Source organism: Kribbella orskensis (genome assembly GCF_004342085.1).
Taxonomy (GTDB): Bacteria; Actinomycetota; Actinomycetes; order Propionibacteriales; family Kribbellaceae; genus Kribbella; species Kribbella orskensis.
In genome coordinates this window covers 639,811-652,843 of the sequence record NZ_SLWM01000002.1, presented here as the reverse complement: position 1 = coordinate 652,843, position 13,033 = coordinate 639,811, and the positions used below count along the sequence as shown (strand labels likewise).

Below are 13,033 nucleotides of genomic sequence, written 5' to 3'. Positions count from 1 at the left end.
CTCGCCGCGGCGGGACGCGGCCTACGGTTGCGGGTCAGCGCCGGCTTCGGACCGGCTTCCCTGCGCCACAGGAGTTGGTTCTCGCCGCAGCTTACCGCCCAGCATCCGGACACAGTTGAGCCCGTACTGCGAACGTGCGGCAGGCCACAGTTCGCGGTACGGGCTCTCAGCGGTGCCAGGGCCGGTGCTTACTCCGGTGCGGCGAGGCTCATCGGGCCGTAGACCTCGCGGCCGTCCTCGAGCAGGAAGACCTGGCCGACGCCCTTCTCGGACAGCTCGCGCCAGATCTCGCCCAGCCAGCTCTCCGCGTCACCCTGCGCGGAGAACTCCGCGCCGGTCAGGTCACCCGGGTCGGCCGGCTCGCCCGCGGCGGTCTCGAACCGCCAGGTCCAGCTCACGAGCCCGGCCGGGTCTGCGGCGAGTTACGCGCGGTCATCGCCGCGTCGCGCACGACGATGTGGCCGAGCACCTCGTCGATCTGCTTCAGCACGCCGTCCTCGAGCTTCACGCCCGCGGCCTTCACGTTCTCGGTGACCTGCTCGGGCCGGGAGGCGCCGGTGATCGCCGAGGAGACATTCGGGTTCTGCAGCACCCAGGCGATCGCCAGCTGGGACAGGCTCAGCCCGACCCCGTCGGCGATCGGCTTCAGCTCCTGCACCCGGGTCAGCACGTCGTCGGTGAGGAAGCGCTTCACCATGTCGGCGCCGCCCTTCTCGTCGGTCGCGCGCGAGCCCTGCGGCGGCTGCTCGCCTGGCATGTACTTGCCCGTCAGGACGCCCTGCGCGATCGGCGAGAACACCACCTGCCCGATCCCGAGCTCCTCTGACGCCGGCACCACCTCGGCCTCGATCACCCGCCAGAGCATGCTGTACTGCGGCTGGTTGGAGACCAGCGGGATGCGCAGCTCCCGGGCCAGCCGGTGGCCCTCCTGCAACTGCTCGGCCGTCCACTCCGACGTGCCGATGTAGAGCGCCTTGCCGGCCCGGACGACGTCGGCGAAGGCCTCCATCGTCTCCTCCAGCGGCGTCTCCGGGTCGAACCGGTGCGCCTGGTAGACGTCCACGTAGTCGGTCTTCAGCCGCTTCAGCGACCCGTTGATCGACTCGTGGATGTGCTTGCGCGACAGCCCGACGTCGTTGGGTCCGCCCGGCCCGGTCGGCCAGTACACCTTGGTGAGGATCTCCAGCGACTCCCGCCGCACGCCCTCGAGCGCCTCACCCAGCACCGTCTCCGCCTTGGTGTTGGCGTAGACGTCCGCGGTGTCGAACGTGGTGATCCCGGCCTCCAGGGCCGCCTTCACGCAGGCCTTCGCCTGCTCGTTCTCCACCTGCGAGCCATGGGTGAGCCAGTTCCCGTAGGAGATCTCGCTGACCTTCAATCCACTGTTGCCGAGATACCGAAAGTCCATGACCCCGACCCTACTTCCCCGGCCCCGCCGACACCCGCCCGCCCGCGTCGCCGGACATCCGCGGTACTGCGGGACGCCGGGTGCGGGTGAGCCGGAGGTGGGGGAAACTCCGGGTGGGTGTCGATCCGGACCATGCGTGTTCGTGTTGGTGGTGAGAAGCGGCCTGCGGGCCGGACGATTGCTGACCAGGGAGTGGCGAGATGAAACAGTATCTGTTGGCAGTGCAGTCGATCGAGGGCGCCGAGGTGCCGGAAGGTCCGGGCGAGGACGGCGACGTGGACGCCTTGAACCGCGAGATGGTGGCGAAGGGCGTCTGGGTGTTCGGTGGCGGGCTGGAGCCGCGGTCGACGGCCTCGGTGGTGCGGGCCGACGGTGGCGAGGTGCTGATCACCGACGGGCCGTTCGCGGAGAGCAAGGAGTACATGGCCGGGTTCTGGGTGATCAAGGTGCCCGACCTGGACGCCGCGCTCGAGTGGGCGACCAAGGCGACAAAGGCCTGCCGCCAGCCGGTCGAGGTCACCCCCTTCGACGACGAGGTGGAGTGACCGGCGCCAGCTGACCGCGAGCCGGCCGACACTTGGTCAGGGGTTGCGGGCGATGAGTTCGACGAGCTTCGCGTGGGTGGCGGGGTCGGCGGCCGCGAGCATGCCCGGGCCGGTGTGCAGGGGTTGCCCGCGGAGGTCGGTGACGACGCAGCCGGCCGCGAGACACAGGGCGATGCCGGCGGTGAAGTGGACGCTGTCGCGCAACTGACCGTTGGTCACGTACGCCGCCCGCCGCCCGGCCGCCACCCAAGCGAGCGCCAGCGTGGTCGACGACACCCGCGGCCCGAAGGTGTCCCGGAACTCCGGGTCGAGCAGGACCTTCGCCTGCCTGAACTCCGCGTCCGGCGGCGCATCGACGTCGATGTCCACGATCCGCGAACCGGCCGAAGGCTCGAGCGGCGCGTCGGAACCACCACGCCGTACTGCGGCTGTGGTCCCGTCGGTCCAGAACACCTCGTCGGCGAGTGGATCCGCCACCGCGGCCACGAGGCGCTGACCATTCGCCTGGAGCGCGACGTTCGTGCAGAACAGCGGAGTCTGGGCCGCGAAGTTGAGCGTCCCGCAGAGCGGATCCACCAGCCAGGTCCGGTTCTGCCCGTCATCGGAGCCACCCTCGGCGCCGTACTCCTCACCCACAACGGCATCATCCGGCCGGGCCTGCCGGATCAAGTCCACGATCGCTCGCTCCGCCTCTAGATCGGCATCGGTCGCGAAGTCAGTGGCCGACTTGTCGTACCGCCCCACCGGCCTCCCGTACTTCTCCCGAACCACCCCGGCACCAGCCAACGCCGCCTCAACCGCTAGCTCGACATCCACCCCACCATCCAACAGCACGCCGGCCTCAGGTGACGTGGAGGCTGACCTACGAGCGTGGTGCTAGCAGTCCTCGGGAAGGTGCCAGCGGTAGGGGGCGGTGACCTGCCCGACGGTGGACGGCCCCCATGATCCGGGCAGGTAAGGCTCGATTGGAGGCTGGTGCTCTAGCAACGGAGCGGAGATCTCCCACAGCCGCTCTACCCCGGCGGCCGTGGTGAAGAGCGACTGGTCCCCCTGCATGGCGTTGAGGATCAGGCGCTCGTACGCCTCGAGCGCATTGGCGGCGCCGGAGGAGTCGGCGTACCGGAAGGTCATCTCGGCCTCGCCCAACAGCATCTCAGGACCGGGCTGTTTGGCCAGGAAGCGCGTCGAGATCCAGCCCGGATCGGCGAAGTCGATGACGATCTCGTTCCGTCGAGCTGATGGAGTCGAGCAACCGTCTACCGAGAACATGCGCAAGACCGGCTCCCGGAAGCCGATGGTCACCACCTGCCGACCGGCCCTCAGTGCCTTGCCGGTGCGCAAGAAGAAGGGGACGCCGGCCCACCGCCAGTTCTCGACGTTCGCTCGCAGTGCCACGAAGGTCTCGGTCTGGGAATCGGGTGCCACGCCCGGCTCGGTCCGGTACCCGTCGTACTGCCCCCGCAGGACGTGCTTGGGGTCGAGGGGCAGCAAGGAGTCGAACACCTTCTGCTTCTCGTCCCGCAGAGCGGTGGCCGAGAGGCTGGTCGGAGGCTCCATGGCGACGAAGCCGAGAACCTGGAGAAGGTGGGTGACGACCATGTCGCGGAAGGCGCCGGTGCCCTCGTAGAAGTCGGCCCGCCCTTCGATGGTCAGCGTCTCGGGTACGTCGATCTGCATGTACTCGATGTGCTCGCGGTTCCAGACCGGCTCGTACAGGCCGTTGGCGAAGCGGAACGCCAGGATGTTGTCGACCGACTCCTTGCCGAGGAAGTGGTCGATGCGGAAGATCCGGGACTCGTCGAACACCCGGTGGACCGTGTCGTTCAGGGCCTTGGCCGAAGCCAGGTCGGTGCCGAACGGCTTTTCGATGATCACGCGAGCGCCCTCGGCCAGGCCGGAGGCGGCCAGCATTTCGATGGTCGATCCGAAGCCTGTCGGCGGGATGGCCAAGTGAAAGAGGCGCTGCGGGTGACCGCCGATCTCCTTCTCGGCAGCCTGCACGGCCGCAACCAGCGCCGAGGGGTCACTGTGGTCGGTGGTGGCGAAGGACAATGCGTCCTCGAACGCACGCCAGGTCTCGCCCGTCGGCTTGGTGGAGCCGAACTCTTCGACGGCAGCGTGGGCGAGTTGCTTGAAGCCGGCATCCGAGAGGCCCCTGGAGCGAGCCGTACCCACGATGCGATAGCGCTGGGGCAGGAGGCCGGCCGTGGCCAGGTGGAACAGCCCTGGAAGCAGCTTCCTCTTGGCAAGGTCGCCGGTGGCGCCGAAAAGCACAATCACGTGGTCGCCCGGGCGGCTTGCGGTCCCGGTGGTAACCGAGGACGACGTGGCGGGGCTCGTCGCGGCCGCTTTCAGCTGTTCGGTCATTGGCCGCCTCCCTGTGTTGTGCCGTGCGCGTCTGGGGGGAAGGCGATGGTCGCTCCCGCCGCCCGGGGGACAGTAGCGCCGCCGAGCAGAGACAGTGGCCGGGCTATGGCTTCCAGCGATCTACGCTCGGCGGGGATTCCGAGCAGGAGTTCGACGACGCGGCCGAGGATCATCACCCCGGCGCCGATGAGATAGCCCAGGAACAGCGATGAGGTGTTGCCGCCGTTGCCGATGAGGTGACCGTAGAAGATCGGGCCGATGGCACCGAAGCACTGCGCGATGGCGAAGAACACCGCGATGGCCTGCCCGCGCACCTCGATCGGGAAGATCTCGCTCACCGTGAGATAGGCGGCGCTGGCCCCGGCCGAGGCGAAGAAGAAGATGACACACCACGCGATCGTCTGGGTGAGCGCGGTGAGCGCACCCTGGTCGAACAGGAACGCTGTGACCGCCAGCAGGGCGCCGGACAGGATGTAGGTCCCGGCGATCATCGACTTGCGGCCGACGGTGTCGAACAGTCGGCCGATGGTGAGCGGACCCGCCAGGTTCCCGACCGCGAACGCGATCAGGTAGATCGGCGCAGCCGACGAACTGACGCCGTAGTACTTGGTCAGCACCAGTGTGTAGGTGAAGAAGATCGCGTTGTACAGGAACGACTGCGTGATCATCAAGGTCGCACCGAGCACGCCCCGTTTCCAGTAGCTGGTGAAGATCAGCCTGAGCAGCACGAGATATCCGGTGCGCTGCGCCGGTCGGATCTCCATGCTCCTGCTCTCCGCCACCGCGTCGATGCGATGTCCCGACAACCGCGCCTGTTCCTCGATGGCCGCCGTGGTCTGCTCGGCTTCGGCCGCCCGGCCGTGCATCAGCAACCATCGTGGGCTCTCGGGAAGGTTCCGCCGCACGAACAAGACGACGACCGCCAGGACGGGCCCGATCAAGAACCCAAGCCGCCACCCGAGCGACGGCGCCATGACCTGCAAGAACAACAGCGAGCCCAAGGTGCCGAGGATGGCACCGGCCCAGTAGGTCCCGTTCACCGCGATGTCGACACGACCTCGGTAGCGGGCCGGGATCATCTCGTCGATCGCGGAGTTGATCGCCGCGTACTCGCCACCGATACCCATCCCCGCGATGAAGCGGGTGGCATACAGATAGGCCACCCACCCTGCGCCGCTGCCCAGCGTCAGCGCGGTCAGACCGCTCCCCACCAGATAGACCCCCAGCGTCACCATGAACAGGTTCCGCCGACCCAGGCGATCCGACAGCCGCCCGAAGAACAACGCGCCGACCACCTGACCAGCGAGGTAGACGCTGGCCACAGCACCGACCGCGGTCGAGCTTAGATGCAACGTGTTCGCATCGGTGAGGGCACCCGCCACCGAACTGGCAACTGTGATCTCCAGGCCGTCGAGCACCCAAGCCACCCCGAGCGCCGCGACCAACCTGGTATGGAACGAAGTCCACGGAAGCCGGTCCATCCGCAAAGGCACCAGGCTGCTGACCACCGTTGGGGATACAGGAGGCTCAGGTCTACGCATGCTCGCGATCCGTCCGTCGTGAGGGTGGTTCCATCTCTACACAGCGTCGCCCCACGCCCACCCACCGGCATCACCGCCAGCGCCCCTCGTCTCGTGCCACTGGCTGCACCCTGGGACTACCCGCTACCCGGAACCGCATCTCCGGCCGGCCCCTCGACCGCTTGCCAAGGGCAACAAAAGGCGGACAGGTCGACGCGTCAGCACTGCCGGGAGGCTTACGGGAAGTCACTCCACGGATACTCACAGGAGCAGTAGCCACAGCGCCAGGTGAGCAGTAGGACCGAATCTGTTAGTAGGGGTTCGGGGTCACGCCAGCCTGCGTTCTCGCTACTGGTCTGCTGCAAACCGGTGCCCTACCCGCTGGCTGGCAGGGCAGATGGCCGCTGGCTGGGACGACCCACGCCCGCCGGGGCGCAACTCTGGTAGGGGACGGCTCGCCAGGCGCCGCGCAGCGCCAGACGGGAACCACCCCGGAGAGGACCCTTCATGAATGCTCTCGTCGTCATTGTCGTGATCGTCGTCTTGGCGGTGATCGGCCTGTCGCTGTCGGCTCGCATCGTCAAGCAGTACGAACAGGGCGTGCTGTTCCGACTCGGACGTGTCGTCGGTGTGCGAGAGCCGGGCTTGAGGTTCATCATCCCGTTCGTCGACATGCTCCGCAGGGTCAACCTGCGCATCATCACGATGCCCATCCAATCGCAAGGCATCATCACCCGCGACAACGTCAGCGTGGACGTCTCCGCCGTCGCCTACTATCGAGTGGTCGACGCCGTCAAGTCGGTAGTCGACATCGAGAACGTCGCGGTGGCCATCAACCAGATCGCGCAGACCACCCTGCGCAAAGTGGTCGGCCAGCACACCCTCGACGAGACGCTGTCCGAGACGGACCGCATCAACGTCAGCATCCGCGAGTTCCTCGACGTCCAGACCGCCGAATGGGGCGTCGTCGTCACTCTGGTCGAGCTCAAGGACATCCAGTTGCCCGAGAGCATGAAGCGGGCCATGGCCCGGCAGGCCGAAGCCGAGCGGGAGAAGCGCGCGAAGATCATCGCGGCCGAAGGCGAGTCACTCGCCGCCGACGCCCTCGGCGCCGCCTCCGACATCATGATGGCCCACCCCTTGGCTCTGCAGTTACGCAACCTGCAGAGCTTGATCGAGATCGGGGTCGACAAGAACACCACAGTGGTCTTCCCCGCACCGCTGATGAGCACCATCGGGGAAGTGGGAGCCTTCCTCGCCCGGGAGACCGCAGAAGCCGCCTCGTCCGCCGCGGCGCCCCCGACGACACCGGCGCCCAACCCGGCCGGCAACGGAACCCCTGTCAACGCCGCCCGACGATGACACAACGACCACCCTCGACATTGACTCGACCCTCGCCGTCGCAGCACCTCACCGTCCGCCATGATCGCTAGCGGGGCGACGCGGGCCTACAAGCACACGGCCGATCGGCAGGCCACGCCTTCTTCCCTTCAGGGCCCTTGGTCGGCCCGGAGCCGGTCCGACCGCTGGGTACTACGTCTGCTTGGGGGTCACGGTGACGAGTTGCGCTTGCACGCCGTCGAGGATTGCCTCGAGGCCGAAGTCGAAGCTGCTGTCGGGCGCGGCCCCGTAGCCGGCGCCGGCTGTTTCCAGGCGGGCGCGGAGCCGGGGGAACTGTGCCGCGACCTCCTTCGCCTCCGTCATCCCGGCGTCCATGAGCTTCTCGCCGTCGCGGCTGAGCTCTCTCCTGAGCGATGCCGCGGCAGCCGTACCGATGGCGCTGCCGAGGACGAAGGTGAAGACCGCGGCCGCCGCCTGGTCGGCCTGGGCGGGAGTGAACCCGGCGGTCTCGTAAATGGCGAGGTTGTGCTCGTCGTGGCGAGCCTTGCGAGGGCCGAACATCAGGTACGCGCCGAAGGCCTGCACCAGCCAGGTGTGGCGCGCGAGCATCGCCTGCAGGTCGGTGGCCATCGTCGTGGCGGCCGAGCGCCAGTGGCTCGTGGACAGGTCGGCCAAGGTGATCTCGTCCCACACCCGGTCGCCGGCCAGCCCGATGAGGTTGCTCTTGCTGCCCACGTGCCAGTAGACGGCGGTCGCCGCCGAGCCGAGCCGCTTGCCGAGCGCCCGCATGTTCAGGCCCTCGAGCCCTCCGTCGTCGAGCAGGCCGACGGCGGCGTCGACGATCTGGTCGCGGGTCAGCGTGTCACGCGGCATCCGCCCAAGGTAGTCCAGCGGCCCTCCACTTGCACGCAGTTCAAGTCACCTCGGCCGCCGGGCGCTTGAACGCCGCCGGGGCGCTTGAACCAGGTGCAAGTCGTACTACTTGGGCTTCTCGCCGCGGGCGACCATCGGCTTGGGGAGGCGCCAGCGGCGCATCTGCATGGTGCGGCGGACGGCGTAGAAGCCGATGCCCTTGGTGGGCTCGTTCGCGAACTTCTTCCCGATCGCGCGCTTGAGACCGGCCGAGAGCAGGAACCAGTCGGCCGCGATCGCCAGGATCATCACCAGGAACAGGATGTTCACCAGGCCGGGCAGCCAGCGGAAGGTGCCCGAGAAGACGACGCCGAGCAGCGAGATCACCAGCAGCAGCGGCAGCGCGAACTCCATCACCGACCAGCGGGAGTCGACGTAGTCGCGGGCGAAGCGGCGGACCGGGCCCTTGTCGGCGGCCGGCAGGTACCGGTCGTCGCCGGTCTTCATCGCCTCCTGCGTCTTGGCGCGCTCGATCCGGACCTTCTCGCGGCGGTACGCGGAGGCCTCCTTGCGGTTGCGCGGCTTCTTCAGGGCGGACTTGCGGGCCGCCTCGGCCTCCCGGCGGGTCGGGGTCGGACGTCCCTTGCCGCCCGGCTTCGGCTGGGGGGCCGTGGTCGAGGTTTGCTGCGGTGTCTCAGACTTGGTACGACGGAACACGGGGACTGAACCTCATTCGGGAAACTGGCTGCGCTGGTCACCGGGAACGCCAGGGATCGCGGCGCGTCCGGACTCGGGGTGGTCCCCGGACCATTGCACCACTTTATCGGGGCCGGACCTGATGGTGTGGTGACCCGTAGGGACATAGGGTGGTTGACACGCACGCCGGGTCCACTCTCCGGCTCAGAAGGGGTACGGATATCGATGAGCATCTTCAAGAGGATGTCGACGATCTTCAAGGCCAAGGCCAACACGGCGCTGGACAAGGCAGAAGATCCTCGCGAAACCCTTGACTACTCGTATCAGAAGCAGCTCGAACTGCTGCAGAAGGTGCGGCGTGGTGTGGCCGACGTTGCCACCAGCCGGAAGCGGGTGGAGCTGCAGGCGTCGCAGCTGCAGTCCCAGTCGCAGAAGCTGCAGGACCAGGCCCAGAAGGCGCTCTCGATGGGCCGGGAGGATCTCGCCCGCGAGGCACTGACCCGCAAGTCCGGGCTGCAGGGTCAGATCGACGACCTGACCGCCCAGCACGCCCAGCTGCAGGGCGAGGAGGAGAAGCTCACCCTCGCGTCGCAGCGGCTGCAGGCGAAGGTCGAGTCCTTCCGCACCCGCAAGGAGACGATCAAGGCCACCTACACGGCGGCCGAGGCGCAGACCCGGATCAACGAGGCCTTCTCCGGCATCTCCGAGGAGATGAGCGACGTCGGCCTGGCGGTCCAGCGTGCCGAGGACAAGACCCAGCAGATGCAGGCCCGGGCCGGCGCGATCGACGAGCTGCTCGCCTCCGGCGCACTCGACGACGCCACCGGGACGAGCAAGGACAGCATCACCCTCGAGCTCGAGCGGATGTCGTCGAACTCCGACGTCGAGAACGAGCTGGCCGCGATGAAGGCCCAGCTGGCCCCGGCCGAGGCGCCGAAGCAGCTGTCCCAGGACACGCCCGGCGCGGCCCAGCCCCAGCAACCAGCCCAGCAGCCCGTGCAGCAGCCGGCCCGACCGCAGGACGGAGACGCGTGATGATCGTCCGGATCATGGGTGAAGGCCAGTACCGGCTGCCTGACGAGAAGCTCGACCAGTTGAACGTGATCGACTCCGACCTCGAGAAGGCTGTCTCGGCGGGCGACGACGGCGCTTTCGGTCCGGCGTTCGCGGCGCTGCTGGAGTTCGTCCGCAGCGGCGAGCGGGTGCCCGACGACGAACTGCACGACTCCGACGCGATCCTGCCGCCGGGTGACAGCACCCTCGCCGAGATGCGTGAGCTGATCAGTGGCGACGGGCTGATCGCCGGCTGATCGCCCTCCGTAAGCAGTCATTTCAAGACCCCCGAGTCCGAACGGACCCGGGGGTCTCGGCGTTCCGGGGGCCTGCCGATTGCTCCCCGGTAAACACTGGGATTCGCTACTGTCCTAACGCTTCCAGGCGTAGTACTCTCTGGGTCATTGCCGTTGTGGGGGCGGCATTACATCGAGGTCTGCGGCGGGGTGTGGGGATGTCGCAGATGTCGGTTCGCCTGTGGGGGGTGACTTTCTGTGACAGATTTTGTCGTGTCCGAAGGTTTGGCCGACTCGGCCGATCGAAGGCCGGTAGCGGTAGGGGACCGTCGCCGGCCGTTGTGGGTGGTGCCGGACGAAGTTCCGGCGATTGTGCCGCGCTCCGCCCGGTTCACCGAGGCGCGCTGGGTCGCGAAGTACCGGTGGGCCGCGCTCGGTGGCGATCTGATCGCCGCGCTGGTGGGCGTCTCGCTGGCCCTGGTGGCCCGGTTCGGGGCCCAGATCAACGTGGGCTACTTCGTGCTGGGGGCGGTGCTGCCGGTTGCCTGGCTGGCCTGTGTGGCCCTGGAGCGCGGGTACGAGACGCGCTACTTCGGCACCGGGCCGGAGGAGTACCGGTCCATCCTGCGAGCCGCCGTCGCCTTGACGGCGCTGATCGCGGTCACGTCGTACGCGACCAAGAGCAACGTTGCCCGTGGTTTCGTCGTGCTGGCCGTGCCGATGACCTGTCTGGCGGCGCTGCTGGTGCGCTGGCTGCTGCATCGCAGCCTGGCCGGCCGGCGCTTCGTCGGCCGATGTATGCGCCGGGTGCTGATCGTCGGGCGCAACGGGCAGGTGACCACCTTGCGGAGGCACCTGGAGGAGCGGCCGGAGGACGGCTACACCGTCGTCGCGACCTGCCTGCCACGTGGTGACGTGAGGCAGGAGCCCGAGGCCGGCCTGGCCAAGCTGGGACGGACCGAGGAGGACATCCTCGCCGCGGTCGACAAGTACTCCGTCGACGTGGTCGCGGTGGCCGCCGACCCGGAGCTCGAGGGGCAGTCCCTGCGCAGGCTCTCCTGGGCCCTCGAGCAGCGCGGCATCGACCTGGTCGTGTCGCCCGGCATCGTCGAGGTCGCCGGGCCGCGCATCTCGATCCGGCCGGTCGCGGGACTCTCGCTGCTGCATCTCGAGCGGCCGTCGGTGAGTGGTGGACCGCACCTGCTGAAGAACATCTTCGACCGGGTGGTCGGCTTCTTCATGCTGCTGCTCGCCGCACCCATCCTGCTCGTCGCCGCGGCACTGGTGAAGTTCACCAGCCGTGGGCCGGTGCTGTTCCGGCAGACCCGCGTGGGGCGGGCCGGCGAGGAGTTCTCGATGCTGAAGTTCCGCAGCATGGTGGTGGACGCCGAGGAACGCAAGGCGGACCTGGACGAGCTGAGCGACGGCAACGACGTGCTCTTCAAGCTGCGCGACGATCCGCGGGTCACCCGGGTCGGCCGTTACCTGCGGCGCTTCTCGGTGGACGAGTTGCCGCAACTGGTGAACGTGCTGCGCGGTGAGATGTCGCTGGTCGGGCCCCGGCCGCCGCTGCCGACCGAGGTCGCGACGTACGCCATCGACGACGCCCGCCGGATGCTCGTCAAACCAGGCCTGACCGGCCTGTGGCAGGTGAGTGGCCGAAGCGACCTGACCTGGGAGGAGTCAGTCCGCCTCGACCTGCGCTACGTGGACAACTGGTCCATCGCGCTCGACCTGCTCATCTTGTGGAAGACCGCGCGCGCCGTGTTCGGCCGCGACGGCGCTTACTGATCCACATTCTGTTCCACAGCCCGGCGGGGGGTCGCCGGCTGTGCGCAAGTCGCACCAAATCTCCGAGCACCACCACATACGAGCATCAAAGACAGATGTGTGTTCCCGAGGGGGGAATCCATGCCGAATCTCAGTGTCGGCGGCGTTACCGATCATGAAATGCAGGCCCGTTCCGAGGCCGCCGGCCTGGCCATCCTGGCCGCGGCCGGGGATCAGGCGGCCTGGAGCAAGCTGGTCGACCACTATGCCCGGCTCGTCTGGGCCGTCACCAGGAGCTTCCGGCTCACCGACAGCGACGCGTCCGACGTCTCGCAGATGGTGTGGTTGCGGCTGCTGGAGCACATCGACCGGGTCGATCCGGTCCGGGTCGGCGCCTGGCTGGTCGTCACCACGAGGCGCGAATGCCTGCGGGTGCTGGCTTTCCGCAAGCGCGTGCTGCTCACGTACGAGTCGGACGCCTTCGAGGTCGTCGCCGGCGACCAGCCGGAGCTGGACGCCGAACTGCTGGCCGACGAGCGGGCGGTCGACGTACGGCGTGCGCTGGAAAGCCTGCCGGATCGCTGGCAGCAGATGCTCGGCATGCTGATGGCGGACCCGCCCGCCCCGTACGCCGAGATCTCCGAGAGGCTGGACATCCCGATCGGCAGCATCGGCCCGATTCGCGGCCGCTGCCTGGAGAAACTCAGAGTGCTGCTCGCCTCCTGATTCCCCCCAGGGCGCCCGGTCGCCGGTTCCTCCCGAGCCGACGGCCGGGTTGCTCTGCGCGCCGACCGCCGGGCAGCCCTACGCAGGGGCCGGAGTATCACACCAGCGGCCCGGGACGGCGGGTGGATCAGAGCAGCCTCAGAGCAGGATCCAGGCCGTGCGGACCGGGCGCTGGGCGCCGCCCGGCCAGCGGAGCAGGAAGCTCACCAGCCGGGGCGCCAGCGGCCCGTCCACGTCTGTCCCGCGCGCTTCCACCAGCACCGGACCGGCGGGGGACACCCTGAGCTCCACCGTCAGGTGCGCCTGCCCGCGCACCGCGACGTCGAGCGAGTGTCCGTGCCCGGCGAACCGCAGCCGCCGTACCTCGTCGCCGCTGCTTCCCGGGCTGTCCACCAGGCTGTCGAACACCAGGTCCAGTACGTCGAGATCCCGCTCGTGCCGCCCGAACGCGGCGTAGCCGACGGAGCGCAGCAGCTCGAGCTGCTCGCTTGCCGCCTGCTCCGGGGGGCCGGCCATGGT

The 13,033-nt window shown here is 68.4% G+C and carries 14 protein-coding genes; 6 read left to right on the top strand and 8 right to left on the bottom strand.

From position 1 onward, the window contains the following. Nucleotides 1-188 precede the first annotated feature (188 nt). Both EV644_RS08080 and EV644_RS08075 read right to left on the bottom strand, forming a co-directional pair. A complete protein-coding gene (locus tag EV644_RS08080) occupies nucleotides 189-398 on the bottom strand; it encodes a hypothetical protein (protein ID WP_132187801.1) in 210 nt (69 codons plus the stop codon). Beyond that, entirely contained in the window at nucleotides 395-1,408 is a 1,014-nt protein-coding gene (locus EV644_RS08075) for an aldo/keto reductase family protein (protein ID WP_132187802.1), read from the bottom strand. Before EV644_RS08075 ends, EV644_RS08080 begins: the two co-directional genes overlap by 4 nt. 200 nt (nucleotides 1,409-1,608) lie before the next feature. On the opposite strand from EV644_RS08075, the gene EV644_RS08070 reads away from it, so the two are divergent. Next, nucleotides 1,609-1,953, top strand: a complete 345-nt coding sequence (locus tag EV644_RS08070) for a YciI family protein (RefSeq protein ID WP_132187803.1) — start codon at nucleotides 1,609-1,611, stop codon at nucleotides 1,951-1,953. Nucleotides 1,954-1,989: 36 nt separating this feature from the next. On the opposite strand, the gene EV644_RS08065 is transcribed toward EV644_RS08070, so the two are convergent. The 3 genes from EV644_RS08065 to EV644_RS08055 are packed head-to-tail and all read right to left on the bottom strand — an operon-like array spanning nucleotide 1,990 to nucleotide 5,801. Beyond that, nucleotides 1,990-2,769 carry an inositol monophosphatase family protein gene (locus EV644_RS08065; protein ID WP_132187804.1) on the bottom strand — a complete coding sequence of 260 codons (780 nt, stop codon included), beginning with the start codon at nucleotides 2,767-2,769 and terminating at the stop codon, nucleotides 1,990-1,992. A gap of 60 nt (nucleotides 2,770-2,829) precedes the next feature. Then, complete coding sequence (gene zwf, locus EV644_RS08060) at nucleotides 2,830-4,320, bottom strand: glucose-6-phosphate dehydrogenase (RefSeq protein ID WP_132187805.1); 1,491 nt, start codon at nucleotides 4,318-4,320, stop codon at nucleotides 2,830-2,832. Continuing rightward, the gene (locus EV644_RS08055) at nucleotides 4,317-5,801 is read right to left on the bottom strand and encodes an MFS transporter (RefSeq protein WP_241997955.1); all 1,485 of its coding nucleotides are present in this window, start codon (nucleotides 5,799-5,801) and stop codon (nucleotides 4,317-4,319) included. Before EV644_RS08055 ends, zwf begins: the two co-directional genes overlap by 4 nt. Before the next feature lie 546 nt (nucleotides 5,802-6,347). Here EV644_RS08055 and EV644_RS08050 point away from each other — a divergent pair. Next, on the top strand, nucleotides 6,348-7,202 hold the full coding sequence (locus tag EV644_RS08050; protein WP_132187807.1) for a slipin family protein: 855 nt from the start codon (nucleotides 6,348-6,350) through the stop codon (nucleotides 7,200-7,202). A gap of 171 nt (nucleotides 7,203-7,373) precedes the next feature. Here EV644_RS08050 and EV644_RS08045 read toward each other — a convergent pair whose 3' ends face one another. Then, nucleotides 7,374-8,054, bottom strand: a complete 681-nt coding sequence (locus EV644_RS08045) for a TetR/AcrR family transcriptional regulator (protein WP_132187808.1) — start codon at nucleotides 8,052-8,054, stop codon at nucleotides 7,374-7,376. Between the two features lie 105 nt (nucleotides 8,055-8,159). Then, nucleotides 8,160-8,750, bottom strand: a complete 591-nt coding sequence (locus EV644_RS08040) for a DUF3043 domain-containing protein (protein WP_132187809.1) — start codon at nucleotides 8,748-8,750, stop codon at nucleotides 8,160-8,162. Nucleotides 8,751-8,954: 204 nt separating this feature from the next. Here EV644_RS08040 and EV644_RS08035 point away from each other — a divergent pair, with 204 nt between their 5' ends. From EV644_RS08035 to EV644_RS08020, 4 genes are all read left to right on the top strand, one after another. Further along, complete coding sequence (locus EV644_RS08035) at nucleotides 8,955-9,764, top strand: PspA/IM30 family protein (protein ID WP_132187810.1); 810 nt, start codon at nucleotides 8,955-8,957, stop codon at nucleotides 9,762-9,764. Beyond that, the gene (pspAA, locus tag EV644_RS08030) at nucleotides 9,764-10,039 is read left to right on the top strand and encodes a PspA-associated protein PspAA (RefSeq protein ID WP_132187811.1); all 276 of its coding nucleotides are present in this window, start codon (nucleotides 9,764-9,766) and stop codon (nucleotides 10,037-10,039) included. The genes EV644_RS08035 and pspAA overlap by 1 nt, the downstream gene beginning before the upstream one ends. A 327-nt stretch (nucleotides 10,040-10,366) precedes the next feature. Then, entirely contained in the window at nucleotides 10,367-11,809 is a 1,443-nt protein-coding gene (locus EV644_RS08025; RefSeq protein WP_241997956.1) for a sugar transferase, read from the top strand. Between the two features lie 120 nt (nucleotides 11,810-11,929). Next, nucleotides 11,930-12,514 (top strand): RNA polymerase sigma factor, encoded by a 585-nt coding sequence (locus tag EV644_RS08020; protein WP_132187813.1) that lies wholly within the window; start codon nucleotides 11,930-11,932, stop codon nucleotides 12,512-12,514. A 138-nt stretch (nucleotides 12,515-12,652) separates the two neighbouring features. Here the strand turns inward: EV644_RS08020 and EV644_RS08015 are convergent, their stop codons facing one another. Continuing rightward, nucleotides 12,653-13,030: a hypothetical protein gene (locus tag EV644_RS08015; RefSeq protein WP_132187814.1), complete on the bottom strand. Its 378-nt coding sequence runs from the start codon at nucleotides 13,028-13,030 to the stop codon at nucleotides 12,653-12,655. Nucleotides 13,031-13,033 lie beyond the last annotated feature (3 nt).

Bases quoted from the DNA above. Each gene is read 5' to 3' on its own strand.
- EV644_RS08075 (WP_132187802.1), bottom strand. From the start codon at position 1,408: ATGGACTTTCGGTATCTCGGCAACAGTGGATTGAAGGTCAGCGAGATC.
- EV644_RS08015 (WP_132187814.1), bottom strand. From the start codon at position 13,030: ATGGCCGGCCCCCCGGAGCAGGCGGCAAGCGAGCAGCTCGAGCTGCTG.
- EV644_RS08035 (WP_132187810.1), top strand. From the start codon at position 8,955: ATGAGCATCTTCAAGAGGATGTCGACGATCTTCAAGGCCAAGGCCAAC.
- EV644_RS08050 (WP_132187807.1), top strand. From the start codon at position 6,348: ATGAATGCTCTCGTCGTCATTGTCGTGATCGTCGTCTTGGCGGTGATC.
- EV644_RS08020 (WP_132187813.1), top strand. From the start codon at position 11,930: ATGCCGAATCTCAGTGTCGGCGGCGTTACCGATCATGAAATGCAGGCC.
- EV644_RS08055 (WP_241997955.1), bottom strand. From the start codon at position 5,801: ATGGACCGGCTTCCGTGGACTTCGTTCCATACCAGGTTGGTCGCGGCG.
- EV644_RS08045 (WP_132187808.1), bottom strand. From the start codon at position 8,054: ATGCCGCGTGACACGCTGACCCGCGACCAGATCGTCGACGCCGCCGTC.
- EV644_RS08070 (WP_132187803.1), top strand. From the start codon at position 1,609: ATGAAACAGTATCTGTTGGCAGTGCAGTCGATCGAGGGCGCCGAGGTG.
- zwf (WP_132187805.1), bottom strand. From the start codon at position 4,320: ATGACCGAACAGCTGAAAGCGGCCGCGACGAGCCCCGCCACGTCGTCC.
- pspAA (WP_132187811.1), top strand. From the start codon at position 9,764: ATGATCGTCCGGATCATGGGTGAAGGCCAGTACCGGCTGCCTGACGAG.